Here is a 24,422-nt window from a genome sequence, read left to right as displayed (position 1 = left end):
GGTTCTTACGAGCGAACGACACCGATCTTGATACCGATTTCAACAGAAAGCAAGCCCGAGAACTCAGACTTGTCCACACATTCCTCCGCGCCAGATGTCGGGTAACGCCGGACTCTGATAACGGTTTCTTGAAAACCTTCTCATCGCTCCGAATCGGCGTTACAGTCGCCCTGTTCGCCTGGCACCGTCCGCGACCTGCGCTGTCGAGCGCCGGTCGCAGGACCCGCCGACGACGAGACGCTCGTCCGGTCATCCCGGCACGAGGGCAGCCACTGTTCGATGAGGAGCAACCATGATCACAGTTTTCAGAGCGCGCGGGTCCCGAGAGGGGCAGCGAGAGCCAGGATCGGGGGCGGTGTCTCCACTGGCCGCGACTTCCCCAGGAGCATCGTTCCGCAGAGCCCTCGCCCGCCTGGTCACAGCCGCCCTCGTGGCGCCGATGCTCGTCACCCTGGGCGCCGGAGCCGCACAGGCAGCGGACGTGACCGTGCCCCAGCCCGCGGTCAAGTACGACTTCAACGACGTGAGCACTTCCGTGATCGCGAACAGCGGCACCGCGGGATCCGCGCTGAACGCGCGACTGAAGAACGCCACCACCCTGGCCCGCGGCACCGGCGCGACCCCGGCCAGCGGCGCCTCCGGAGTCCTGCCGGGAGCTCCGCAGGGGCAGACCACCGCCCCCTACCTCGAGGTGCCGAACGGCGTCTTCACCGGCGCGAACGCCCTGTCTGTCTCGACCTGGATCAAGTGGGACGGGCAGTACGCGAACCAGAACCCGTGGGCCTACATCATCGGCAGCGACGCACTGCCCGCCGACAACTGGGGCACCTACCTCACGCCGAGCGAGGACGGGAAGTCCCGTGCCACTGCGAACTCCGGCACCGAGGTCAAGGCCGACGACCAGGTCCCGCTCCCCGCGAACAAGTGGACCCTCATCACGACGACGCTCAACGGCACGAGCATGTCGTACTACCTCAACGGCGCACTCGTGCGCACCGAGGCCGTGAACATCGACTTCAGCCGCCTGACCAGCGGCGGCAGCACCCGATCGGGCCTGATCGGCAGGGTCCCGTGGTCGGGCCCGTTCGCCGCGACCTTCCCGGGCGCGTTCGACGACTTCTCGATCTACCGCGAGGCGCTGAGCGCCGACCAGGTCGGGCAGCTCTACCGCAGCTACACCGGAGACGTGACCTCGGTCTCCCAGTCGACCTGGGCCGTCACGACCCCGGTCGGAGTGCAGCCGGCCCTGCCCGCGAACCTGCAGGCCACGTACTCCTCGGGGATGACAGCGCAGCTGCCCATCACGTGGGACCCGATCCCCGCGGCGCAGTACCAGACAGCGGGAACGAGCTTCGACGTCAAGGGCGCCGTCCCCGGATGGACCGGCCCGCTCACGACACGGGTGACCGTGCAGGAGCGCCAGACCGAGTCGATCGTCGCCGACTTCGCCCAGCCCACCGGGCAGTTCCGCGGAGGCGCCTCCGGGACCCTCTACGGATTCGGTGACGAGCAGTCGCCCACCCAGGCACTCGTCAACGGCGCGGCGATCACCAACACGTCGCAGAAGCCGCCGCTGGGCACGCAGCACCCGGGCGGTGACGTCTTCGACATCGAGGACACCTTCTTCGCCAAGAACGGCAAGGAGCTGTACGTCTACACGCAGGACTACTACCCCGACTGGCCGTACTTCGGCGGACAGCGGCCCGGCGACGATCTGACCTTCACCCGCGGAGCCGACGGCGTGCTGACCGGCGCGAAGACGCAGGGCGGCAACGGCGTCTGGGACTACCTCGAGATCCTCGAGGTCGTCACCGAGCGCATCGCGGCGAACGCCGACGACCCCGACAAGTACGTCCTGATCCCTTTCAACGAGCCCGACTGGATCTGGTACTCCGGCGACAAGCGCAACAAGTACCTCATCGACGGCAAGCAGCCCGACAGCTTCACCCCGGGCGGCATCGGCGACTGGGAGGCGGCGCACGACGTCATCACCGCGGTCTACGCGAAGCACGGACTGCAGAAGCCCCGCATCGCGGGTCCCGGCGACTCGATCTGGATGGGCTCCGAGCGCAACCGGTACTTCTTGAAGGCCGCCGTCGCCCAAGGCACCGTTCCGGACGTCTTCGTCTGGCACGAACTCAACGGCTACGTCTGGCTCCCCCAGCGCGCGGCCGAGGCCCGTCAGGACTTCCTCGCCGCCGGCATCCCCGCCGAGAAGGCGCCGTCCATCAACATCACCGAGTACGGCGCCAGCACCGACATGAGCTCGCCGTACAACCTGCTGCGCTGGTTCTCGGGTTTCGAGGCCGCCAAGGTCGACGCCCAGACGGCGTACTGGACCGCCTCGGGCACCCTGTCCGACAACCAGGCGAAGGTCAACGACGCCAACGGAGGCTGGTGGCTGTTCAAGTGGTACGGCGACATGACCGGATCCACCACCGCCAAGGTCACCACCGGTGAGCAGAAGGCCATCGCGGCCTTCGACAAGGTCCAGAAGCGCGGACAGGTCCTCTTCGGCGGCACCACTGCAGGAAAGGACGCCTCCGTCACGATCAACGGCATCGACCCGGCCGTCTTCGGCACCTCGGTCGACGTTGAGGTCCGCGAGGCGAACGTGAACGGCGTCGACGGCGTCTCGGGCACTCCCCCGGTCGTCACCGCGATCGAGAACGCCGCCATCACCGACGGCACCCTCGCCGTCCGCGTCCCGTCCTCCGCCGCGAGCAGCGTCTACCAGCTGGTCTTCACTCCCAGCCAGGCGCGCGACGTGACCGCGCAGAAGTCGGCGCAGGCCGACCACTACGTCATGGAGGCCGAGAACTCGGCCCTCACCTCCGCCGAGATCCGCACGCCCTCGGGCTACCGCGCCTCGAACGAGAAGGACGTCCGCGGATTCGACAAGGTCGGCTCGAAGGCGGAGTGGACCGTCGCGGTCGCGAAGCCTGGTCTGTACCGGCTGCAGGTCCTCGGCGCCTCGCCCGGAGTCCCCGTGCAGCACGCCCTGTTCATCGACGGCGCCTTCAACCAGAAGGTCCAGTGGGGCGCCAGCGCCATGAAGCCGTTCAACGTCCAGTCCGTCGCCCGAGGCAGCGCGGAGGTGCTCGTGCAGCTCAGCGCCGGCACGCACGTCCTCGGACTGCGCACCAGCCAGGACGGCACGACCCTGCTGCCCAACGCGGGCTACAGCCGGGACAACGCGAGCGGGGTCACCCTCGACCGCTTCGACCTGACCCGCGTCGGCGACACGGTCAACACCGAGAGCCAGGACTACCCCGCCTCGAGCCTGCGCCTCTTCGGCGGCGCCGCCCTCGACTTCGCCGCCCCCGCCACCGCGGGCTGGGCGAAGATCGGCAGCACCGGTCGCGTCGACGCCTACCCGGCGGCGTACGAGTCCGGCTACTACGACGTCGCCGTCTCCTGGAAGGGCGCCGCAGCCGCGAAACTCGAGCTCACGGTGAACGGCCGCGTCGCCGCCTCCTTCACCGCGAAGGACGCGAACGCGACCACCTCGACCGTCCGGGTGCACCTGCCCGAGGGCATCTCCGAGCTCGAGCTGCGCAGCTCGACCGGGGCCCTGGTCGACAGCATCCGCACCACCCGCGCGGTCGATGGTGACGCGGCCATCACCCGCATCGAAGCCGAGAGCAGCACGATCACCCGGGGAGGCACGGCCGTCGTCAAGACATTCGGCACCGGCCCCACCGACGGACTCGCGACCAACGGGTCCGGCACCGGGTACGTCACCGGTCTGGGCATCACGGACGCCGTGAAGGCGAACCAGGGCACCCTGACCGTGCCGCGCTCCGGCAGCTTCGCGAAGGCGGGCGAGTACGACGTCACGGTGCACTACTCCAACGACGACATCGAGGGCACCCACTCCTACAACCCGCAGGTCGTCGATGCCGGCCTGCAGGCGACAGAGCAGGGCAGCAGCGCACTCGTCGGCCGTTCGACGTTCCGGTACACGTACCTGGCGACGAACTTCTGGGAGGCGCGCATGTCGATGGCACTCGGGACGGACTCGGCCCCGATCACCTTCGGCAACACTCGCGAGACGCTCTACATCGACGAGGGCCCCACCGGCAGCACCGACGACGACCGGGTCCTGCCCGGCTACGCCATCGCACCCGACGTGGACTGGATCGAGTTCGCTCCGTTCGTGATCGACGCCACCGCGCCGACGCCCACCGTCGAGACGGTCACGACGACGTCCAGCCGATGCGTCTCGGCGAAGTCGGTCCTCACCGTGAAGGTGCAGAACGAGCACGCGGCTCCGATCACCGTGAAGGTCACCACCCCCTACGGAGTGAAGACCCACACCGATGTCGCCCCCGGCGCCTTCGGTACCACGGCCTACACCACGCGCCTGAAGTCGATGCCCGCGGGCACCGCGACGGTCGAGGCCACGGCCGTGATCGGCGGGAAGAACGTCACCACGACGACGACCACGCCGTACACAGCGCGAGTGTGCTGATCCCGGTGCGGGGCCGGCCACGGCCCCGCACCCACCGAAGCCTCAGCCGCGGTCGTCGATACAGCGACGGTCGACAGAACTCCCATCACGGGCGCGGCGCCCGCGCCGACCTCCGCACGGTCCTGCCTGACCAGGAACAGGGGGCGATCACGCGAAACTCCGCTCTGCTACCCCGGGCCGACGACCGGCCGACGCAGCAGCGCTCCCACCATCCGGCCGGTGACGACGCCGACCATGCAGACCGAAGGACGAATCATGAAGACGAACCACGTGCTCACCCGAACCGCCGCCGCCGCGATCGGTGCGCTCCTCCTGCTCGGCACGGCCGCCACCGCAGCAGCCGCCGAGACCGAGCTCGGCAACGACTCCGTCGACGTCTCGGTCGACATCGCCCCGCTCCCGACCCAGGGCGCACTCTCGATGACCGTCGGCGGATCCGGCACCGTCCTGACGGAGGACGGCTCGACCGCGTTGGTGAGGGAATTCACGGGCGAGCTCCCGACTGTCACCGTCACGGACACCCGTGCTCCCGAGGACGTCCCGGAAGGAGCCGGCTGGTACGTCGTCGGATCTGCGACCGCGTTCGTCGGCTCGGACGGCCAGCCCGAGATCGGAGCCGATCACCTCGGCTGGACTCCACGACTGCTCGACGGCGGCGAGAGCGGACTCGTGGCCGAGGGCGAGCAGGTGAACACCGTGCTCGACACCGGAGACGACTCGCTCGGACTCGTCGACCAGGAGTTCCTGGCGATCACGGACGACTGGGCCGCCGTGAGCACCGAAGGGCAGTGGACGGCCACCGCGGACCTCGTCCTCAAGACCGAGCCCACCGTGGCCGCCGGCGACTACTCCGCGACGCTGACTCTCTCGCTCTTCGAATAGCTCAGAGCAGCCGGGAGGGGTGGGGCGGTCATCGGGTCGCCCCACCCCTCCCGTCGTCAGCGGAGCGCTGAGCGGGCACGAGTGATCGCGCGGACGGTGGAGGTGACGTGCTGCGATCGCGGGCACGAGCTCCCGGCGGTTGCGGACGTGGAGTCAGTCGGGCCGGCGCCATCTGCCACGACTCCCCCCGGCGGGAGGAAGCGGTTGTCCGTGTACTCACAGGGCATCCCGGGATCGACGGCGGCGACCTAGCGTGGACGTCATGGAGATAAGGCGGTTTCGGCCCGCCATCGGACGTGGATGCCGGAGCGGCAGATGCCGGCGTAGGTGATGTCGATCATGACGTCTGTGAGCCGACGTCGCGGCGCTCGATCATGGTCGTGATCAGCGGCTCGGTGGCCGACGGTGCCGCGTAGGCGGTGACAGTGCGCATGGTGTCCTTCGTGATGTGGTGGAAGGGTCGGTGAGGATCGGTCGGTGGGAACGGGGTCAGGTGTAGGCGAGGAAGCGCCCGGCGAAGACGACTCCAGTCCAGGCGGTCAACGAGACGATCGCGGCGAGGCGCGCCGCGAGCGGAGTCGCGGCGGCGTCCGCCCACTTCTCGACGTTCCGGTACACCCCGCGGTGGAACACGAGGATGTTCGCCGCGGCGACGAGAAGCAGTCCAAGCTTCCACGGCGCCGCGCCCGAGGAGACGACCACCGGAGCCTGCGCGGTCAGCAGCACGGCTCCGGTGGCGAGAGCGACGACCAGACCGACGTGGGAGATCGGCAGCAGGACGCGCGCGGCGGTGGTGACGGCGGCGATCCGGTGCCCGATCCCGAGTAGGCGGAGGTCGAAGGCGAAGGCGGGACCGATCAGGGCGGCGATCCCCAGGATGTGGACGCTCTCGAGGGTGGGGTACAGGAACGGGGTGCCCCGCACGGCCGCGCCCAGCGTTGAGTCCTGCAGCCAGCTCGAGACCAGGAGGATCCACTCGGGCATCGGGGCTCAGCTCCGCCGGGTCGCGCGTCGCAGGTAGAGGAAGCCCCCAGCCAGAGCGGCGAGCACGACGAACCCGAACACCGTCCAGACGCCCGCGGTGCTGCCCGGGTCGCCCTCGGCACCGGCCGTCGGGGAGGTGCTCTCGCCCGTCGTCGGAGAAGGGGTCTCCAGGGGATCCGCTGCGGTCTCGGCAGGCGTCTGCTCCGCGCTGCTCCCGGCGGAGGGAGCGGCGGCGGCGGGCAGCGGGGCGCGGACGGGCAGGGTGCTTCCGAGCACCTGGTTGACGGGCACGTCGTCGTCGCCGTACCAGAACACCACCGGGCGGAAGAGGCCGTCATCGTCCCGATTGATGTACCCCACTCCTTGGAAGCGCTCTCCGACCTCGAGCGCCCGGCCCAGACCCCACCTCCCGGACCAAGCCGGAGGAGCGATGATCACCTCGAGTTCCTCGTGAGGACCGCTGTACGCGAGCGCTGCCTCGACCCGGGTGCTGTCCTCCGGATCCTGCAGGTCCTCCGGGATTTCGAGCTCGGGGGTGTCAGCGGGAAGAGTGCGGTCGAGCGTCGTCTCGAAGAGGGAGTGCGGCTCGCCCCACGTGCCCTCGGTGGAGACGGTGCCCGCGAGGTAGACGAGCCGGTCGGTCTCGAAACCGTCCCAGCCGTGGTGAGCGGATGCCGGCGCCGCCGGGAGCACGATCAGAAGCGTCGTCGCCGCAGCAGCCAACGCGGAGATCGGTCCGCGTCGGGACCGGTGCGGCGATGTCGTCGGGGTGGTCGTCATGGTCGTGAGCCTCTCGAGTGTTCCGGTGCAGCGCGGTCAACGCTAAATCGGCGGTTCCCGCGTCTGAGAGGGTCTGCTCGAACCCCCCTTGCCGCCTCGTCGTCGCGAGCAGGGCCGCTGCGAGCAGCGGTCCCGCTCACCACGTCGTCCTCCGACGACTCAGCCGGCGGAGGCGACGTCGAAGCCGATGATGCGGTCGTCGTCGTCTCCGGGGTCGCCGCGGCCGTCGGTGTTGCTCGTAGCGACCCACAGGCTCCCGTCGGGCGCCTCGGCCGCATCGCGCAGGCGGCCGAACTCTCCCACCGCGTGGTCCGTCCACGTGGTCGGGTCGGCGACGGGCACGGCGCGCAGCACCTGACCTCGGAGATTCGCGAGGAACAGCGTTCCGTCGACCTCCGCCATGCCGCTCGGGCTCGCCTCGTCCGGGGTCCACTGCTGCACCGGGTCGACGAAGCGGTCGTCGCCGGCGGCGCCCTCGACCGTGGGCCAGCCGTAGTCCTCGCCGGGCCGGATGATGTTCAGCTCGTCCCAGGTGTCCTGACCGAACTCGGTCGCGAAGAGGGTGCCGTCCTCGGCCCAGGCGAGGCCCTGCGGATTGCGGTGGCCCGAGCTGTAGACGAGGGAGCCGGGGTACGGGTTGTCCTCCGGGACAGCGCCGTCGGGCGTCATGCGGAGGATCTTGCCGCCGAGGGAGTCGAGGTCCTGCGCCCGCTCGGTGCGGCCCGCGTCGCCGACGGTCGCGTAGAGCATCCCGTCCGGGCCGAACGCGATCCGCCCGCCGTCGTGGTAGCTCGCGGAGGGGAGGCCGTCGAGGATCGTCTCGGATCCGCCGAGCGCGAGCGCACCCGGCTCCCCCGTCACGTCGAAGCGCTGGATGCGGTTGCCGTCCGACCCGGTCGAGTAGGCGTACAGGCGTCCCTCGTCGTCGACCGCGAGACCGAGCAGTCCGCTCTCGCCGCGGGACACGACTCCGTCGACGGTGCCGATCGGACGGGTCGATCCGTCGGAGGCGAGCTCGAGGATCCGTCCGCTGTCGCGCTCGCTCACGAGCGGAGTGCCGCCCCGGAACACGATCGACCAGGGAGCCTCGAGGCCCGCGGTGACGACGGAGCTCCCGTCGAGCACCGCGGTGGCGGCACCGGTGCCGGCAGGAGTCGTCGGCGAGGACAGGACGCTCTCGCGCGGCTCGGCCGCCGGTGCCGTGCACGACGAGAGGACGGCCGCAAGAGCGAGGGAGGTGAGGACGACGGCGGAACGGGTGATCGGAGGAGTCATGGAACTGCTCGATTCTGCTGAGGAGGGGAAGAGGGAGAGGGAGGCGCGGTTCACCGCGCGTCTCACTCCCTCCGGACCGTCACCGGCCCCTCCGCCGCGTCTCGCAGCGCCTCGACATCGCCGAACGTGCCCAGCGGCACGATCCCCGGATACGAGCCGACATCGTCGTAGTAGAGGACGAGGCCCTGATCGGGCGCGTAGTAGCCGAGCGTTCCCGCCGGTGCGGCGGCTCTCTCCGGAGCGCCGTCGAGGTCGAGCGGAGCGGGGAGCGTCGCGATCTTCTCCTGCCCGCCGTACTCGCGGAAGTCGAGTTCGATCGGGAGCTGGGCGAGGAGCGAGCGGCCCGCGGCCGTGTCCTCCACGGTCCCGGTGATGACGACATCGCCGAACTGCAGCGCGATCGACGCAGGGCCTGCATGGTCCTCCGCCGCCGGAGAGGACCTCTCGGGAGTGACGGGTGCTGTCGTCTCGGGAGTCGCGGGTGCTGTCGCCGCGGGAGCCGCCTCCGTCGGCGACAGGGTGCTCGTGCGGGAGGGCGACTCGGCGCCCTGCCCCGCGACGCTGCACCCGGAGACAGACAGCAGCAGAGAAGCAGCGCAGGCGAGGACGGCTGAGCCTCGTCCGGGGCCGGAGGCGGAGACGCTCATCAGCCGACCGTCTGCCCGCCGTCGACCACGAGGACGTGGCCCACCGTGAAGGCGGCCTCGGGCGACAGCAGCCACAGCACCGCGGAGGCGATCTCCTCGACCGTGCCCAGACGCCCGATCGGCTCCTGCGAGATCATCGCGTCGTAGCCCTCCTCGGTGCCGCCGGTGGCACGCTCGATCATCTTCGTGTCGATCACCCCGGGAGCCACCGCGTTGATGCGGATCCGGTCGCCGATGGCCTCGAGGGCGGCCGACTTGGTGAGTCCGATGACCGCGTGCTTCGCCGCGGCGTACCCGGCCTGCCCGGCGATGCCGATGACTCCGGCACCCGAGGACGTGTTGACGATCGCGCCTCCGCCCGACGCTGTCATGAGGCGGATCTCCTGCGTCATGCAGTGGTACACCCCGTGCAGATCGGTGTCGACGATGCGGGTCCACTCGTCGTCGTCCAGGTCGACAAGGGTCGTCTGGGACTGCTCGACGCCCGCGTTGTTGAAAGCGACGTCGACGCGACCGTAGGCCTCGACTGCGAGATCGAAGGCGCGGGCGACCTCGGCCCTGCTGCGCACGTCGCAGTCGACGGCGAGCGCCTCCCCGCCCGCCTCGGTGATGGCCCGGACGGTCTCGGCCTGACCCGCGCCGGGCAGGTCGACGACGACGACTCGGGCACCTTCTGCGGCGAGAGCGGTCGCCACGGCCTTGCCGATGCCGGTACCGGCTCCGGTGACGAATGCGGACGAGTGTTCGAAACGGCTGACGTCTGTCATGGTCTTCTTCTCCTTCGGATGGGCGAGCGGCGATGGCGTTCCCGCGGTCGCGGGAGCGGGATCGACACCCGCGAGCTGGATCCGCAACGACGATCGTGTCGTCCCTGCGGCCCGGGCATCCGGTTCACCCTCCCCGCTCGAGGCGGTGCGAGTGCCCCGGAGGTGCTGCCCGTGTCGTGCTCCTTCCAGGCAAGAGCATCCGACGCGGGCGAGCCAGGGGTCTAGCGTGACGGGTTCCAGCAGGACCCCCTGGATGCGCGTCAGTCCGAGGCGGGTGCCGCCGCATTGACCTGCGCGAGCGCGTTCAAGGTCCGGGGGTAGCCGATGAGGGCGACCAGCACCGTGAGGACGGCGAGGAGGTCGGCCCGAGTGTTCCCGACGGCGAGATTGGCGGTGACATGGCTCTTGACCTGGAGGTCGGCGCCCCCGAGGGCGGCGAGCAGGGCGAACGTGATGAGCTCGCGCTGCCTGAGGTCGAGACCGGAGCGGGTGTAGTAGTCGCCGAAGCAGTTGCCGGCGAGGAACTCCGAGAACTGACGCGCATCGGCCGGGCCCGAGAAGAGCCCGTCGACCACCCCTGCCCCGAAGATCTCCGTCTGCACGGCGAGGCCGGTGTCGCGCCGCGTCTCGGGAGTCGTGGTCGACTGCCCCTCGAGGGGCAGGGCGATCCCGTGAGCGGTGAAGACCTCGTTGCTCAGGACGATGAACTCGATCGCCCGCGCACTGCCGACGTAGGCGACGGCCTGGTAGGTCACCTCCTTCACCTCGATCGGGCGGACGCCGACCTCGAGTGCGGCGCCCAGCAGCGCGCGGAACTCGCTCGCCGCCCCGACGGCGATGCTGGCCGCGAGCTGATAGAGCAACCGCTCGCGACGATCGAGGTCGACGTGCCCGAGCGTCTCTCCGAACGCGAAGTCCCGGTAGAGCGCGAGGAAATCCGGGTCGGTCGCGCCGAGCGACATGCCGTCCGGGTCGGGTCGTGCGGGGAACAAGGTCGCGAATTCGGCGAGAGCGTCCTCGTGGGTGGTCATGACGGTGTCCTTCCGGTGAGCGGGTCCACGACGCTCACGCATCGGTGCCAGAGCACTCGGCATCGGTCACGTGCTCGAGCCACGTCGTGGTCGTGGCGGGATCGTCCCCGTTCTCGGTCATGGCGACGTGCTCCATGAAGCGGTCGGCGGGCGCTGCGTGCCAGTGCTCCTGGCCCGGAGGCGTGTAGACCGTCTGACCGGGAAGGGCCTCGATCACGACACCGTCGCGGGTGCCGAAGCGGCCGACGCCCTCCGTCACGCGGAGGTACTGCCCGCGGGCGTGCGAGTGCCAGGCGGTCCGGGCGCCGGGGGCGAAGCGGACGGTGGCGACGGTCATGTGCTGGCCGTCCTCGTGCGGGACGGCGATCATGTCGAGCCAGACGTCGCCGGCGAACTGCTCGGGAGGGTTCTTCGTCGTGGGCCGGGAGGGCTCGATGTTCACGGTGTGCTCCTTCTTCCTCGGGTTCTTCCTCAGGTTTTTCCTCGGGGAATGCGCCGCGGGATCCGGTCCGCGCGGTGCGGCGTGGCGGGGCGGATCAGAAGGTGATCATCGCCTTGAGCACCTGACGGTCGTCCATCGCGCGGTAGGCCTCGGGGACGTCGTCGAGCGCCACGGTCCGATCGAACACCTTGCCGGGGTCGATGCTCCCGTCGAGGATCGCCGGCATGAGCTGCTCGATGTAGCCGCGAACGGGCGCGGGCCCGCCGGTCAGGGTGATGTTGCCTCCGAAAAGGCTGCCGAAGCCGACGGGAGCGTCCTCGTACTGCGGGACGCCGACGCGGCTGATGACGCCGCCGGGGCGGACGATCCGGTACGCCTGCTCGTAGGCGGGCATGTGGCCGACTGCTTCGAGCACCTTCCGCACTCCGACGCCGCCGGTGAGTTCCTTCACCTTCGCGATGCCCTCCTCACCGCGCTCGGCGACGACATCGGTGGCTCCGAACTCGATGCCGAGGTCGGTGCGAACCGTGTGGCGGCCCATCAGGATGATGCGCTCGGCGCCCTTCTGCTTGGCCGAGAGCACGGCCATAAGCCCGACGGCACCGTCGCCGATCACTGCGACGGAGTCGCCCGGCGAGACGTGCGCGCTGGTGGCGGCGTGCCATCCCGTGCCGTACACGTCCGACAGGGTCAGAAGCGAGGTGAGTAGCGGCGACGACTCGTCGACGCCGGGGATCTTCACCAGGGTGCCGTCGGCGAGAGGCACTCGGATGGCCTCTGCCTGACCGCCTCCCATGCCGGGCATGTCCCAGAACCCGCCGTGCACGCAGGAGGTGTAGAGCCCCTCCTGGCAGAACTCGCAGGTGCCGTCCGAGAAGGAGAACGGCGAGACGACGAGGTCGCCGACCGCGAGGGTGCGGACGTCGGCTCCGATGTCCTCGACGACGCCGATGAACTCGTGGCCCATCGAGACTCCGTCGGAGCTCTTCTCCATGCCGTGGTATGGGTGCAGGTCGGACCCGCAGACGCAGGCGCGGACGATGCGCACGACCGCATCGGCCGCCTCCTGCAGGACGGGATCGGGGACGTCGATGATGCGGACATCGCCGGCGCCGAACATGTATGCAGCCTTCATGAGGATTTCCTGTTCTGTGCGGGTGACGGGCGGACGGGGTCAGTCCGCGCGTCGGAGGGTGACGGGGATGCCGTCGGCGAGGTCTTCGACCGGACCGACGTCGTCGAAGGAACCGAGAGGGACGATCCCCGAGAACGTGCCCACGTACTCGTAATAGAGCACGAGGTTGCGGGTGGGGCCGTAGTAGCCGATCGTCCGCGGCTGCGCATCGCTGCGCGTGGGCGCTCCGGTGAGGTCCAGCGCCTCGCCGAGATCCGCCAGCTTCTCCTGCCCGCCCATGTCGCGGAACGGAAGGGTCAGCGGCAGGCGGGCGAGGAGGGATGCGCTCGTCGCACCGCCCTCGAGCCGGCCCGGGATCTCGACGCCGTCGATCTCGAGGACGATCGCGGTCGGCGGTTCTGAGGTGGCGGTCATCCGGAACTCCTGTGGTCGGGCGCTCAGTGCGCGTCGAGGTGGTCGACGGTGTAGGCCGTGCGGCGGCCGTAGAAGGTGATCACGAGGGCGATCGCGCCGAGCACCGCCATGAGGCCGGCGAGAACGAGGGTGTCGAACCTCTCGAGCAGCACCGCGCCCAGGACGCCCGCCGAGAAGATCGCGAGGTTGAACGCGACGGGGAGGAAGGAGTTGGCCACGTCGGAGTTCTCGCGACCCGATCTGCTGAGCGCCGACTGGAGCTGAGGCGCGGCGCCACCGAAGGTGATGCCCCACAGGATGCTCGCCACCACCACGGCCGCGGGAGCACCGCGACCCACCATCAGGATCAGGCCGGCGAGGACGAACACCGCGAGACTCAGGTGCAGCAGAGCACGGGGGTAGCGGTCGATGACGGCCGCGGTGATCGCGACGCCGACGATCGAGGACACGCCGTAGACGAGCAGCACGAGGTCGGGGCCGAGGCCTGAGCCTCCCTCGCGGAGGAACGGAGCGATGTAGGTGTAGATCGTGTTGTGCGCGAGCATCCAGACGAAGATCGTCAGGCACACGATCGCGACGCCCGGCATCGCGAAGACCTTGATCAGCGGCAGGCTCCCCTTCGCCGACGCCGACTGGCCGGGAGCGTCCGGGACGAAGAGGGCGATCAGCACCAGGGTGAGGAGCGCGATCAGGCTCAGCCCGCCGAACGACCAGCGCCAGTCGAAGGTGGTTCCGAGCCACGCCCCCAGCGGAGTGCCGAGCGCGAAGCCGACCGGGGCGCCGACCGACACGATCGACAGTGCCAGACCGGCGCGGCGGCGAGGGCTGATCCGGCGTCCGTAGGCGGCGAGCATGCCCCAGATGACACCGGTGAACGCTCCCGCGAAGAAGCGCGAGACGAGCGACACGACGACATCGCTCGACAGCGCGGTGACGGTGTTCGCGACGACCAGGAGTGCGATCGTGACCAGGATCAGCGGCTTTCGGCGGAAGCCCCGGGTCAGGCTGATCGCCGGGATCGTCACGATGACGGTTCCGAGCGCCCAGACGCTGATGAACTGGCCGACAGTCCCCTCGGTGGTCCCCATCCCTTCGGCGATCACCGGCAGCAGACCCGCCGGCATCGTCTCGGCGGCGACGAGGATGAACCCCATCGTGGCGAGCAGGGCGAGGGCCAGCCACGGCATCCGCCGCGGCTCGGCTCGATCGCTCGCGTCGGGGAGGAACACGGGCATGGTGGAGGTCATGGCATCCTTCGAGGCTCAGGGCGGCGCCGCGGGATGCAGGAGCCGCGCCGTCATCGGCCGTAGTAGAGGGGAGGAGGGGTCAGCTCGCGGAGCTGGTGGTGGTGAGGCGCGCGATCTCCTCGGTCGCGGCCCAGGTGGCGAGTTGGCGGAGCTTCTCGTCCGTCGGGCTGCCGGGCACCGCCGGGTAGACGGTCATCGAGTACCCCGGGTCGTCCTGCAGGTCGATCGCTTGGAAGGTCAGCTCCATCAGGCCGACGGCCGGGTGGTTGAACTGCTTCAGACCCGTGTAGTGGCGCCGCACGTTGTGCTCGGCCCACCGGGTCCGGAAGTCGTCACTGCGCATCGACAGCTCTCCGATGAGCTCGGCGAGCTGCTTGTCGTGGGGGTTCCGGCCCGCGTCGCGGCGGAGGATCGCGACGTTGACGTCGGCGGCTCGCTCCCAGTCGGGGTAGAAGACGTACGCGCGCGGGTCGAAGAAGATGAAGCGGGAGTGGTTGGCCGGTCTCGCCGGGCTCTTGTACATCTCGGAGTAGAGCGCGAATCCGAGGGTGTTCGCGGCGACGATGTCCATCCGGGTGTTCGACACGAAAGCCGGAGCCTCCGTGATCGCGTCGAGGAGGAACTGCAGCTCGGGTCGGATCGTCTTCGCGACCCTGGGTCGCGGGCGCGAGCGCACGCCCGCTTCGTTCGCCGTGCGGGCGAGGTCGTACAGGTGGTCGTGCTCGGCACGGTCGAGGGCGAGGGCCCGAGCGATCGCGTCCAGAACCGAGTCGGACACCCCGGCGAGGTTGCCCCGCTCGAGACGGGTGTAGTAGTCGATGCTCACCCCGGCGAGACGAGCCGCCTCATCGCGGCGGAGGCCCGTGACCCGGCGACGTCCACCGCCCGGCTCGATGCCGGCCTGCTCCGGAGTCCTGCGTCCACGGCGTGACGCCAGGAACTCGCGTACCTCTGCTCGGTGATCCATGTCGGCAACGGTATGGCGAGGCGACAAGCACGTGAAGGGTTCTGCTGGAACCTGTTTAGGCAAGGCACCGCTCGACCGGACCGGCGGGAATCACGTCAGGCGACGAGTCCCCTCGGGCAGCACTCCCCCTCGGTAGAGGACGGCGGCGGTGTCCTGGAGAGCCGTCAGAGCGACGCGCTGCGTCCACGGCCCGTACGAGATCCGCGCGACGCCGAGCTCCTCGAAGCGGGTCGCCGACTGCGTTCCGATCAGTCCGATCACGCTGATCCGCTGCCGGCCGAGTCCCTGGACCAGGCGGACGACCGTGTCGTCCGAGAGGCGTCCGGCGACGAAGACCGAGGTGGCTCCGGCCTCGAGGTACGCCCGACCGCGCTCGATCGCGTCGGCGACGACCTCGTCGCCCAGGTCGTCGCCGGCGTGCGCGATCACATCGGTGCGGGCGTTGAGCGCGAACGGGACACCCTCCGCCTCGGCGGCGCGCATGGCGGCCTCGACCGCTCGGAGGGAGTCCGCGAGCGGCTTCGCCTGATCCTCGAGGTTGGCGCCCACCACCCCGACGCCGATCGCCTTCCGCACGGTCTCGCCCGCCGCGCCGTAGCCCGCCTCTAGATCGGCCGACACGGGGAGGTCGACGGCCGCGCAGATCCGGCCGATCATGTCGAGGTGCAGGTCGAGCGGGATCCGCTCGCCGTCCTCGTAGCCGAAGGTCGCCGCGATCGAGTGGCTCGCGGTCGCCAGCGCCCTCGTCTCGGGCAGGGCGGCGACGGTGGTCGCCGAGATCACGTCCCAGACGTTCACGACGCTGAGGATCTCGGGGGCGCGGTGCAGGGCAATGAGCTCGCGGCCGCGACTCTCAACGGCGGTCGTCACGACTGTGCTCCGTGCGCGGTCAATGGAAGGTCCGGCCGCCGTCGGCCGCGAGCGTCGAGGCGGTGATGTACGAGGAGTCCCAGCTCGAGAGGAAGAGAAGGGAGTGGGCGATCTCGACCGGGTCCGCCAGCCGCCCGAGAGCGTAGTTCACGGCGTTCTCGCGGAACCCATCGGCCATGGCCGTGTCGACCATGCCGGGGCAGACGGTGTTCACCCGCACGGTCGGCGCGAGCTCGGCGGCGAACGCCTTCGACAGGGCGATGACTCCGCCCTTGGACGCCGCGTAGGCGGTGTAGCCGGGGCTGTTGGGCAGCAGGCCCGCCGCTGAGGCGATCGTGACGACCGTCGCCGCCGGCTCACGGGTCAGGAACGGCACGCACGCTCGGATCACCGTGTAGGTCCCCGTGAGATTCACGTCGATCACGCGCTGCCAGTCCCGCGGCGCGACATCGACGGCCCGACCGCGGAACATGATCCCGGCGGCGTGGACGACACCGTCGATCCCGCCGAGCGCTTCCGCGGCCTCGGCGACCGAGAGGACGACCGCGGCGTCGTCGGTGACGTCCACTGCGAACGCCCGGCCGCCGATCTCCCCGGCGGCACGGAGGACGAGGTCGCGGTCACGGTCCAGGAGTGCGACCGAGGCCCCTTCCCGAGCGAAGAGCGCCGCCGTGCTCCGTCCGATCCCGGAGGCGGCGCCCGTGATGATGATCCGGCGCCCGGCGAGTCGTCCGGTGGGCGCCGGTGCGTGGTCGTTCGTGGTCATGTCGTCGTCTTTCTGCTCGAGTGCGCTGGTGCTGTCGTCGCGCTAGGAGGCGGAGGCGGGGCGCGCGGCCGGGTCCGCGGCGGGCCGGAGGAGACCGGTCAGGAGTACGGGAGCTCGCGCTCGGTCGTGAGATCCCAGACGACGGCCTTGCGCCGGGTGTACATGGCGACGGAGTCGAAGCCGTTCTCCTTGCCGAACCCGCTCTGCTTCATCCCGCCGAACGGGACCGTCGGGTGGAAGGAGCGGTACGTGTTCACCCAGACGGTGCCGGCGATCAGATTCTTGGCGAGGAACTGGAGGGTCCGCGCGTCGTTGCCCCAGATCTGGGCGCTGAGGCCGAACTCCGACGAGTTCGCCCGCGCGAGCACCTCGTCGACGTCGGAGTAGGACAGCACGCTCGCCATCGGTCCGAACGCCTCGGTGAGGGCGGCGGGGTTGTCGTCGGTAACGCCGCCGAGAACCGTCGGCCGGTAGAAGGCGCCGTCGGCGAGCACGCCGTCCTCGGCGGGGGCGCCACCGGCCAGCACCTCTGCGCCGGCGGCGACCGCGCGCTGCACGAGGGCGTCGACCTTGGAGCGGTGTCGCTGCGTGATCAGGGAGCCCATCTGCGAGGACTCCTCGGTCGGGAGACCGACGCGGACGGTCCGGGCCTTCTGCCCGAGCCGTTCGCTGATCTCGGCGTACATCGAGTCGGGCGCGAAGATCCGCGAGCCCGTCACGCAGCTCTGCCCGCTCTTGGCGAAGTTGGAGTGCAGGAGCGACGGGAGCGCGATGTCGAGGTCCGCGTCCGGGAGGACGATCGCCGGGCTCTTCCCCCCGAGCTCGAGGAAGGTGGGCACGATGTTGGCCGCCGACTGGCGGATGATGGCGCGCCCCGAGTCCGGTCCGCCGGTGAAGGCGATCATGCCGATGTCGGGGTGCTCGGTGAGCAGCGGTCCGACGGTCTCGCCGCGGCCGGTCACGACGCTGACGACACCCGCCGGCAGCCCCGCCTCGAGGGCGAGTTCGACGAGCCGGTAGTTGAGCAGCGGCGCGACCTCGGGCGCCTTGATGACGATGCAGTTGCCGGCGACGAGCGCCGGTCCCGCCTTGAGCGCGAGGAAGTTGGCATTGCCGTTGTAGGGGCTGACGCCCGCGACGACACCGAACGGCTCGTCGAGCCCGTACGACAGGCGATCGGGGAGCTGGGCGAAGGTGCGGCCCTCGAGCTTGTCGGCGAGACCGGAGTAGTAGCGCAGGATGCGCACACACGAGTCGAGGTCTGCGGTCACTTCGCGCCGCAGATGCCCGACGTCGGCGACCTCGATGTCGGCGAGCTCTTCGCGGTGGTCGGCGATGGCCGAGGCCCACGCCGCGAGCATGCGGCCGCGCACGTCGGGCGCCGTACGACGCCAGATCGTCTCGTACGCCTCCTTCGCTCCCGCCACGACCGCGTCGACCTCCGAGGCATCTGCCTCGTGGAGGGTGCCGATCACCGAGCCTGTGGCGGGGTTGAGGATCTCCATCGTGAAACCCCCGTCGGGCACGCTCACGCCGCGGGCGGAGATGATCCCGATCCGGGTGGGCGCCTCGTTCGTCATCGTGTTCGACATCGTCGTCTCCATCGTCAAGTGCCCGAGGGCACGCGGTCGCCGCAGTCGGGCCCGGTACCGCGGGTGCTCCCACGGACGCCACCGGGTCGACGGACGTCGTCGTCTCTGCATCCGGACTCGGACGCCTCGCCTCCAGCAGCGCCGGGGACGGCGATCCCGGAGGTCCGCCAGGGCGCCGCAGCGAAGGTGCCGATATCAAGAACAACGTTGAGTCTATCCGACATTGTGGGACTTCACTAATATCTCGGAGAGTGGATCGGATGGCGTCGGCATCAGTCGGCCAGCAGGTCCACGACCTCGCGCACGTCCGACACCGTCTCGAGGCGGCGGATCAGCCCCGCCGCGCGACTGACGCGCATCGGATCGAGCGGCGCCGCCGCGGCCCCGGCGCACTCGACGAACTTCGCCGTGAGCTGATCCCACGTGAGCGGGTTCCCGCCGTTCCCGGGGACGCCCGTGCCGACCCGGGTCGCCGTGCGCCCGTCGCGCGTGCGGATCTCGACCCGCCCGGGCGGCAGCACGTCCGTCCAGTCGAGCCCGGCATTCGGGATCGGCTGCACCCGTTGCGCCAGCGCGAGGACCGCTGCGTCGTCGAGGCCCGCCGGGGTGAAATCGTGGAGACCGACTCCGCCCCTGACCGCCGCCAGGGCGACCAGGAACGGCAGGCTGAACTTCGCGTCGGCGCCCGATGCCGGAGTCCTCCTGTCGGCGAGCGGCCGGCACATGACGGCGTGGTAGTCGCCCACATGCACTCGCAGCGACTCGATGTCGTCGGCCGCGATGCCGAGCTCCTCCATCAGCTTCAGCGTCGCATGGATGTGGCTGTGCGAGGTCCCCACCGACGGCCAGAGCTTGTACAGCGTCCCGGCTCCGCGGAAATCGGAGCCGAGGTCGTGGAGGATCGCGTGGCGGTCGTACTCCCCGTGGAAGTACGTGGCCAGAACCCCGGTCTCGCCCTCGAACAATTCCGGGACACCGGAGAGACCCCGCTCGGCCAGCAGGGCGGACGTGACCGCGCCACGGGCCGAGAACGCTGCGTACATGCCGCGCAGATCGCTCCCCGTGCCGGCGACCATGTTCATCACCCCGCTCGAGTGCATGCTCGCGATGCCCAGCGCGCTCTCGATGCGGTCGGCCGGGAGCCCCAGTACCCGGCCCGCGGCGACCGTCCCCGCATAGACGCCGAGCACCGACGAGAGGTTCCAGTCCTTCCGCCAGCCCACGTGCCTGCGCAGACGGGCGAAAAGATCCTGGCCGACCGCGACTGCCGCGATCAGCGTGCCGCCGGACACGCCGCCGACCCTCTCCGCGAGAGCGAGCGCGGCGGGCACGATCGAGCTCGCCGCGTGCTGGCCCCACGGCGTCTGGTCGTCGAAGTCGAGCGCGTGGGCGAGCGCCCCGTTGACGAAGGCGGCATCGGCCGCCGAAGCCCGCCCACCGTAGCCGAGCACCGTCGCCTCAGACGAGGAGCCCTCGCGGACGAGCGAGAGCACGCTCCGCGCGGCGGGCTCGAGACCGGAGGCGGCGAGGCTCACTCCGAGCGTGTCGAGGATGCTCTTCTTCGCCGCCTCGGAAGCCTCCTCCGGCAGGGTGGCCGGATCGACGTGGGCGGCGAGATGGGCGAAATGCTGCGCGAGATCGCCCTCCAGCGCCGGAGTCATCCGGCGGAGCCCCGGAGCGGGAGGCCGATGGACTTGATCTCGGTGTAGGCGTCCAGACCCTCCCTTCCGTTCTCCCGCCCGATCCCGCTCGCCTTGAAGCCGCCGCTGGGCGACACCACGCCGACCGGGTTGCCGTCGACCTCGACGGTGCCGGTCCGCAGGCGCCGGGCCACGGCGACGCCGCGCTCGACGTCGTCCGTGTAGACGGCGCCGTTCAGCCCGTATACGGAGTCGTTGGCGATAGCGACGGCCTGCTCCTCATCGGCGTAGGGGATGACGGCGAGGACCGGGCCGAAGATCTCCTCCCGCGCGATCCGCAGACCGGGATCGACACCGGTGAAGACCGTCGGCTGGACGTACCACCCGTGATCGAGACCGGCCGGCCGCCCTCCGCCGAGAGCGAGCTTCGCACCTTGCTCGCGCCCGCTCTCAATGTAGGACTCGACGATGTCCCGCTGCCGACGGCTGACCAGGGGCCCGATCTGAGTGGTGGGATCGAGGGGGTCGCCGACGGGCATCGACTCGATCATCGAGACCAGCCGCTCGGTGAACTCAGGGAGGCGCCGCTCCGACACCAGGAGGCGGGTCTTGAGGCTGCAGACCTGGCCGCTGTTGCGGAACGATCCGAGACGGAGCTTCTCGACGGTGCGGTCGAGATCGGCGTCGTCGAGGACTATCCCCGCCGACTTGCCACCGAGCTCGAGCGTCACCCGGCGCAGCGCCCGACCGCACAGCGACGCGATGCGCCGACCGGCGGCGGTGGACCCGGTGAAGGCGACCTTGTCGACACCGGGGTGGGTGACGAGGTACTCGCTGATCTCGCGCTCGGCGACGCACACGTTGAAGGCTCCGGCCGGCAGCCCCGCGTCGCTCAGCAGCTCGGCGAGCAGGTACGCGTCGAGCGGGGTCTCGGGTGAGGGTTTGAGGATCACCGCGCACCCGGCCAGCAGCGCGGGAACGACCTTCTGGATCGCGGCGACCAGGGGCATGTTCCACGGAACGACGGCCGCGACGACTCCGACCGGCTCCCGCGTCACCAGCGCTCGCGTGCGACTGGTCGTCCGCTCGACCTCGAAGGGGTAGGTGTCCGCCAGGTCGAGGAAGGCGGCGATCACCGCACTCGCGTTGCCGACCTGGATCGCACGCGATTGCGTGATGGGCGATCCCATCTCGTCGGTGATCAGCCGGGCCAGTTCCTCGCCCCGTCGACGCAGCCCCTCCTCGAGCCGACGGAGGACCGCTACGCGGTCCGCGAGGGCGAGTCGCGGCCACGGGCCCGCGTCGAACGCGGCGCGTGCCGCTCCGACAGCCCGATCGATCGCCTCGGCGTCCGCCGCCGGCACGGAGGCGATCTCCTGCTCGGTCACCGGGGAGATGACACGGACGATCGCAGGGGAGGATGGCGCCCACCACTGCCCCCCGATGAACATCCGGTAGCAATTCTGCTGCCAGGCCATGTGGTCCTCCCGCTCGCGGATCGTCAACGACCCGTATCGAGATAATCCCATACTTTGAGATATCGGCATCTTGAGGGCGAATCGGACAGTGCGGAAGCGGCCTTGTGAACGGCGGATCCCGCCCCGCCATCGGACATCGTCATCCGACCAGCGGTCATCGCATCCGATACTGTGAGACTTCTCGTCGATCGCAGTATCGCCCTATCCTGGCAGGAAGAGAGACCGGTATGACTCAGGCATCTCCGCCGACCGGTGTCGCTCCCGACGCTTCCGATGGCGCGGGGAGCCTGGCCAGAATGCTGGCGATCCTCGAGCTCTACACCGAGGAGCAGTCGGTGTGGTCGACCGCGGACCTGATCACCGCGCTCGACACGTCGCGCTCGACCGGGTACCGCTACATCAAGACTCTGCACGACGCCGGCCTTCTGACAGCCGTGAAGAACGGCTACTACCGTCTGGGGCCGCGGATCATCGAGCTGGATCTGCAGATCCGCCAGACCGATCCGCTTCTGCTGGCCAGTCACGGCGTCCTCGAGGAGTTGGTCGAGAAGATCGGCCACTCGGCCCTTCTCTGCACCGCCTTCCGGGACGCCGTCCTGTGCGTGGGCGAGTTCCGAGCTCCCCTGAGTCCTGCGAACCGCTTCAGCCGCGGACAGCGGCGTCCGCTGTTCCAGGGCGCCGTGTCCAAGGTGATCATGGCCCACTTCCCACACCATCGCCTCAAGGCGATCTACCCGCGCCAGAGCGAGCAGATCCAGGCGGCGGGCCTCGGGAGCGACTGGAGCGAGTTCCGAGCCGCACTCGGCCAGATCAAGAAGGACGGCTACCTCGTGACGCGGGGTGAGTTCAACCCGGGGGTGTGGGGCTGCGCTGCCCCCATCCTGACGGATCGGAAGACCGTCGTCGGCAGCGTCGGCGTGGCGTGGGACGAGAACGAGCGACGCGACGTCGAGGTCGAGCAGGCGATCGTCGCAGTCCGGGAGGCGGCGGCGGTCATCTCGTCGCGGCTGCCCGATGCGGAGACGCTGCTCTGACACAGCTCCGCGCTGTCGTCCCCTGATCGCTCGGTCCGGCGCGCACGTCGATGCCGCGGGCTCGTGAGAACCCGCGGCATCGGCCGTCTGCTGATCAGAAGCGGTGCAGCACCGTTCGCAGGAAGGTGGTCGGCTCGACGGCCTCGAGGGGGACGGGGCCCTCGTTGGCCAGGAACTCGTATCCGGTCTCGGGGCCGTAGGTCTCACCCTTGGCGGTCACCTTGCCGTCGATCTGGAACAGGATCTCGATCGAGTCGAACTGACCGGCCTCGTAGACCGCGCCCGCCTCGAGGCGGATGAACCCGATGCGGAGGTCGCGCTCGGTGAAGCGGCCGAGCCACTTCTCCTCGACGCCCTCGGTGCCCTGAGGAGTCCAGGCGTAGGCCTCGGGGTCCATCGCGATGACGTCGGTGTAGCGCGGGGATGCGAACTCGAGCGGGTGGCCCATCGCGTGCTCGAAGATGGCCTGCGAGCCGTCCATGCTCTGCTCCACACCGTTCTCGTCGGTGTAGTAGTACAGGCCCTTCTTGAACTCGCCCTTCTCGTTGAGCTCGGCGTTGGTGGCTTCGCGCTGAGCGACGCTGAGGTAGCCGCCGCCGCTGGCGCCGCCGCTCTGCAGCACCATCGTGCGCAGGCCCTCGGCGCGCTCCTGAGGTCCGTAGTGGACGCTCTCAGGGAAGTAGCCGACCCAGCCCTCCTCGAGGACCTCGGTCTCGGTGTAGGGGAGCTTCCCCTTGATCACGTAGCGGATCTGGTCGAAGGTGTGGCGGTGCCGCGGGGTGCGCCATCCGCCGCCGCCCGTCTGACCCATGTTGAGGTCGTAGTTGTTGGGCGAGCCGTCCTCGCCGAACAGCAGGTGCTTCTGCTCCAGTACTCCTTCGCGCATGGTCCCGACCTTCTCGACGTCGGTGTCCGCTGCTTTGCTCACGCGCATGTCTGCTCCTTCACGAATCGATGCACCCCCCGGCGAGAGCCGACGGTCTGCAGTGTGCGGCCCTCGTACTCCTGGAGTGCGACGAGCCGTTGATTGACAGTATCCCAGATAACGGGATATGTTCAATGCCAGAAGCGAGGTCGCTTCCGAACCGTTTCCCTCTCGGAGGCGCGGCGCGGAGCGGGACGGCGCTCAGGACCTCTCCTATCCGCACACCAGCCCTCCGAGGATTGACGATGACGACGATTCCGCTCACTCACGCCCCTCAGGACTCAGGCGTCCCCGCCTCCGCCCGCGACTTCAGCGTGGAGGGCCGCATCGTGATCATCACCGGCGCCGCCCAGGGCATCGGCCGGGAGCTCGCTCGCCAGTTCGCCGCGGCCGGCGCGTTCAGCGTCGTGGCGGATCTCGACCTCGCGAAGGCGGAGTCGGTCGTCGCCGAGATCGAGGGCGCCGGTGGCAGCGGCCTCGCGGTCCGCGTCGACGTCTCGGACGAGCCCTCCGTGACCGCGATGGTCGCCTCGGTCCTCGAGAAGTGGGGGCGGGTCGACGTGCTCATCAACAACGCCTCGATCTTCGCGACCATCGAGAAGGGCCCGTTCGATCGGATCCCCCTCCCGAAGTGGGACCAGGTGCTCGACGTCAACATCACCGGTACGTACCTCTGCGCCCGCGCCGTGGCCGCGCCGATGCGCGAGGCGGGGTTCGGACGCATCATCAACGTCTCCTCGGACGCCGTCACCAACGGCACCGTCGACTACCTGCACTACGTCACCTCGAAGTCGGCCGTGATCGGGATGACCAACTCCCTGGCACGCGAGCTCGGACCCTCGGGCGTCACGGTCAACTGCATCCGTCCGGGGAGCGTCGCCACTGAGGTGGAGCGCACCGTCAACCCGACCGTCGCCGTGCGCGAGCGCGCCGCCTCTCGGCAGTGCATCCCCCGCGGCATGGTGCCCACCGACCTCGTCGGCATCATGATCTTCCTCTCCACCCCGGCGTCGGCCTTCATCACGGGGCAGACCATCGCCTGCGACGGCGGCTACACCCACAGCAGCTGACC

The 24,422-nt window shown here is 69.8% G+C and carries 21 protein-coding genes; 4 read left to right on the top strand and 17 right to left on the bottom strand.

What is annotated here, in order from left to right; translation table 11 throughout:
- Positions 1–481: 481 nt before the first annotated feature.
- Together LRG51_RS14130 and LRG51_RS14125 are read left to right on the top strand one after the other, a co-directional pair.
- Entirely contained in the window at positions 482–4,474 is a 3,993-nt protein-coding gene (locus LRG51_RS14130; RefSeq protein WP_230673275.1) for a LamG-like jellyroll fold domain-containing protein, read from the top strand.
- A gap of 255 nt (positions 4,475–4,729) precedes the next feature.
- Positions 4,730–5,356 (top strand): hypothetical protein, encoded by a 627-nt coding sequence (locus LRG51_RS14125; RefSeq protein WP_230673274.1) that lies wholly within the window; start codon positions 4,730–4,732, stop codon positions 5,354–5,356.
- Positions 5,357–5,845: 489 nt separating this feature from the next.
- Here the strand turns inward: LRG51_RS14125 and LRG51_RS14120 are convergent, their stop codons facing one another.
- From LRG51_RS14120 to LRG51_RS14045, 16 genes are all read right to left on the bottom strand, one after another.
- Entirely contained in the window at positions 5,846–6,340 is a 495-nt protein-coding gene (locus LRG51_RS14120) for a hypothetical protein (protein ID WP_055790138.1), read from the bottom strand.
- 6 nt (positions 6,341–6,346) lie between these two features.
- Positions 6,347–7,120 (bottom strand): hypothetical protein, encoded by a 774-nt coding sequence (locus tag LRG51_RS14115; protein WP_200931003.1) that lies wholly within the window; start codon positions 7,118–7,120, stop codon positions 6,347–6,349.
- Positions 7,121–7,279: 159 nt separating this feature from the next.
- The gene (locus LRG51_RS14110) at positions 7,280–8,395 is read right to left on the bottom strand and encodes a PQQ-dependent sugar dehydrogenase (RefSeq protein ID WP_055790135.1); all 1,116 of its coding nucleotides are present in this window, start codon (positions 8,393–8,395) and stop codon (positions 7,280–7,282) included.
- Between the two features lie 62 nt (positions 8,396–8,457).
- Positions 8,458–9,042, bottom strand: coding sequence for a cyclophilin-like fold protein (locus LRG51_RS14105; RefSeq protein ID WP_055790132.1), 585 nt, complete (start codon positions 9,040–9,042; stop codon positions 8,458–8,460).
- Positions 9,042–9,809 (bottom strand): glucose 1-dehydrogenase, encoded by a 768-nt coding sequence (locus tag LRG51_RS14100; protein WP_230673273.1) that lies wholly within the window; start codon positions 9,807–9,809, stop codon positions 9,042–9,044. Before LRG51_RS14100 ends, LRG51_RS14105 begins: the two co-directional genes overlap by 1 nt.
- Positions 9,810–10,069: 260 nt before the next feature.
- The gene (locus tag LRG51_RS14095; RefSeq protein WP_230673272.1) at positions 10,070–10,840 is read right to left on the bottom strand and encodes a carboxymuconolactone decarboxylase family protein; all 771 of its coding nucleotides are present in this window, start codon (positions 10,838–10,840) and stop codon (positions 10,070–10,072) included.
- Positions 10,841–10,874: 34 nt separating this feature from the next.
- Positions 10,875–11,282 (bottom strand): (R)-mandelonitrile lyase, encoded by a 408-nt coding sequence (locus tag LRG51_RS14090; protein WP_055790129.1) that lies wholly within the window; start codon positions 11,280–11,282, stop codon positions 10,875–10,877.
- Positions 11,283–11,376: 94 nt separating this feature from the next.
- Positions 11,377–12,417 (bottom strand): alcohol dehydrogenase catalytic domain-containing protein, encoded by a 1,041-nt coding sequence (locus LRG51_RS14085; protein ID WP_230673271.1) that lies wholly within the window; start codon positions 12,415–12,417, stop codon positions 11,377–11,379.
- A gap of 39 nt (positions 12,418–12,456) precedes the next feature.
- A complete protein-coding gene (locus tag LRG51_RS14080) occupies positions 12,457–12,831 on the bottom strand; it encodes a cyclophilin-like fold protein (RefSeq protein ID WP_055790122.1) in 375 nt (124 codons plus the stop codon).
- A gap of 23 nt (positions 12,832–12,854) precedes the next feature.
- Positions 12,855–14,078 (bottom strand): MFS transporter, encoded by a 1,224-nt coding sequence (locus LRG51_RS14075; RefSeq protein WP_082481178.1) that lies wholly within the window; start codon positions 14,076–14,078, stop codon positions 12,855–12,857.
- Positions 14,079–14,157: 79 nt separating this feature from the next.
- The gene (locus tag LRG51_RS14070; RefSeq protein WP_055790118.1) at positions 14,158–15,045 is read right to left on the bottom strand and encodes a helix-turn-helix transcriptional regulator; all 888 of its coding nucleotides are present in this window, start codon (positions 15,043–15,045) and stop codon (positions 14,158–14,160) included.
- A gap of 90 nt (positions 15,046–15,135) precedes the next feature.
- Positions 15,136–15,915, bottom strand: coding sequence for an isocitrate lyase/PEP mutase family protein (locus LRG51_RS14065; RefSeq protein ID WP_230673270.1), 780 nt, complete (start codon positions 15,913–15,915; stop codon positions 15,136–15,138).
- A gap of 19 nt (positions 15,916–15,934) precedes the next feature.
- Positions 15,935–16,681, bottom strand: coding sequence for an SDR family NAD(P)-dependent oxidoreductase (locus LRG51_RS14060; protein ID WP_230673269.1), 747 nt, complete (start codon positions 16,679–16,681; stop codon positions 15,935–15,937).
- Between the two features lie 98 nt (positions 16,682–16,779).
- Entirely contained in the window at positions 16,780–18,273 is a 1,494-nt protein-coding gene (locus tag LRG51_RS14055) for an aldehyde dehydrogenase family protein (protein ID WP_055790108.1), read from the bottom strand.
- A gap of 272 nt (positions 18,274–18,545) precedes the next feature.
- Positions 18,546–19,934 carry an MmgE/PrpD family protein gene (locus LRG51_RS14050; RefSeq protein ID WP_230673268.1) on the bottom strand — a complete coding sequence of 463 codons (1,389 nt, stop codon included), beginning with the start codon at positions 19,932–19,934 and terminating at the stop codon, positions 18,546–18,548.
- A complete protein-coding gene (locus LRG51_RS14045; RefSeq protein WP_230673267.1) occupies positions 19,931–21,391 on the bottom strand; it encodes an aldehyde dehydrogenase in 1,461 nt (486 codons plus the stop codon). Before LRG51_RS14045 ends, LRG51_RS14050 begins: the two co-directional genes overlap by 4 nt.
- 296 nt (positions 21,392–21,687) lie before the next feature.
- Between LRG51_RS14045 and LRG51_RS14040 the strand changes: the two genes are divergently transcribed.
- On the top strand, positions 21,688–22,425 hold the full coding sequence (locus tag LRG51_RS14040; protein ID WP_055790099.1) for an IclR family transcriptional regulator: 738 nt from the start codon (positions 21,688–21,690) through the stop codon (positions 22,423–22,425).
- A 94-nt stretch (positions 22,426–22,519) separates the two neighbouring features.
- Here LRG51_RS14040 and LRG51_RS14035 read toward each other — a convergent pair whose 3' ends face one another.
- The gene (locus LRG51_RS14035; protein ID WP_055790096.1) at positions 22,520–23,359 is read right to left on the bottom strand and encodes a hypothetical protein; all 840 of its coding nucleotides are present in this window, start codon (positions 23,357–23,359) and stop codon (positions 22,520–22,522) included.
- 236 nt (positions 23,360–23,595) lie between these two features.
- On the opposite strand from LRG51_RS14035, the gene LRG51_RS14030 reads away from it, so the two are divergent.
- A complete protein-coding gene (locus LRG51_RS14030; protein ID WP_055790092.1) occupies positions 23,596–24,420 on the top strand; it encodes an SDR family NAD(P)-dependent oxidoreductase in 825 nt (274 codons plus the stop codon).
- Positions 24,421–24,422: the final 2 nt, after the last annotated feature.

The sequence above is a fragment of the Rathayibacter sp. Leaf248 genome (genome assembly GCF_920939495.1).
GTDB lineage: Bacteria > Actinomycetota > Actinomycetes > Actinomycetales > Microbacteriaceae > Rathayibacter > Rathayibacter caricis.
The sequence above is the reverse complement of the archived record's forward strand: the minus strand, read 5'-3'. Positions and strand labels throughout refer to the sequence as shown.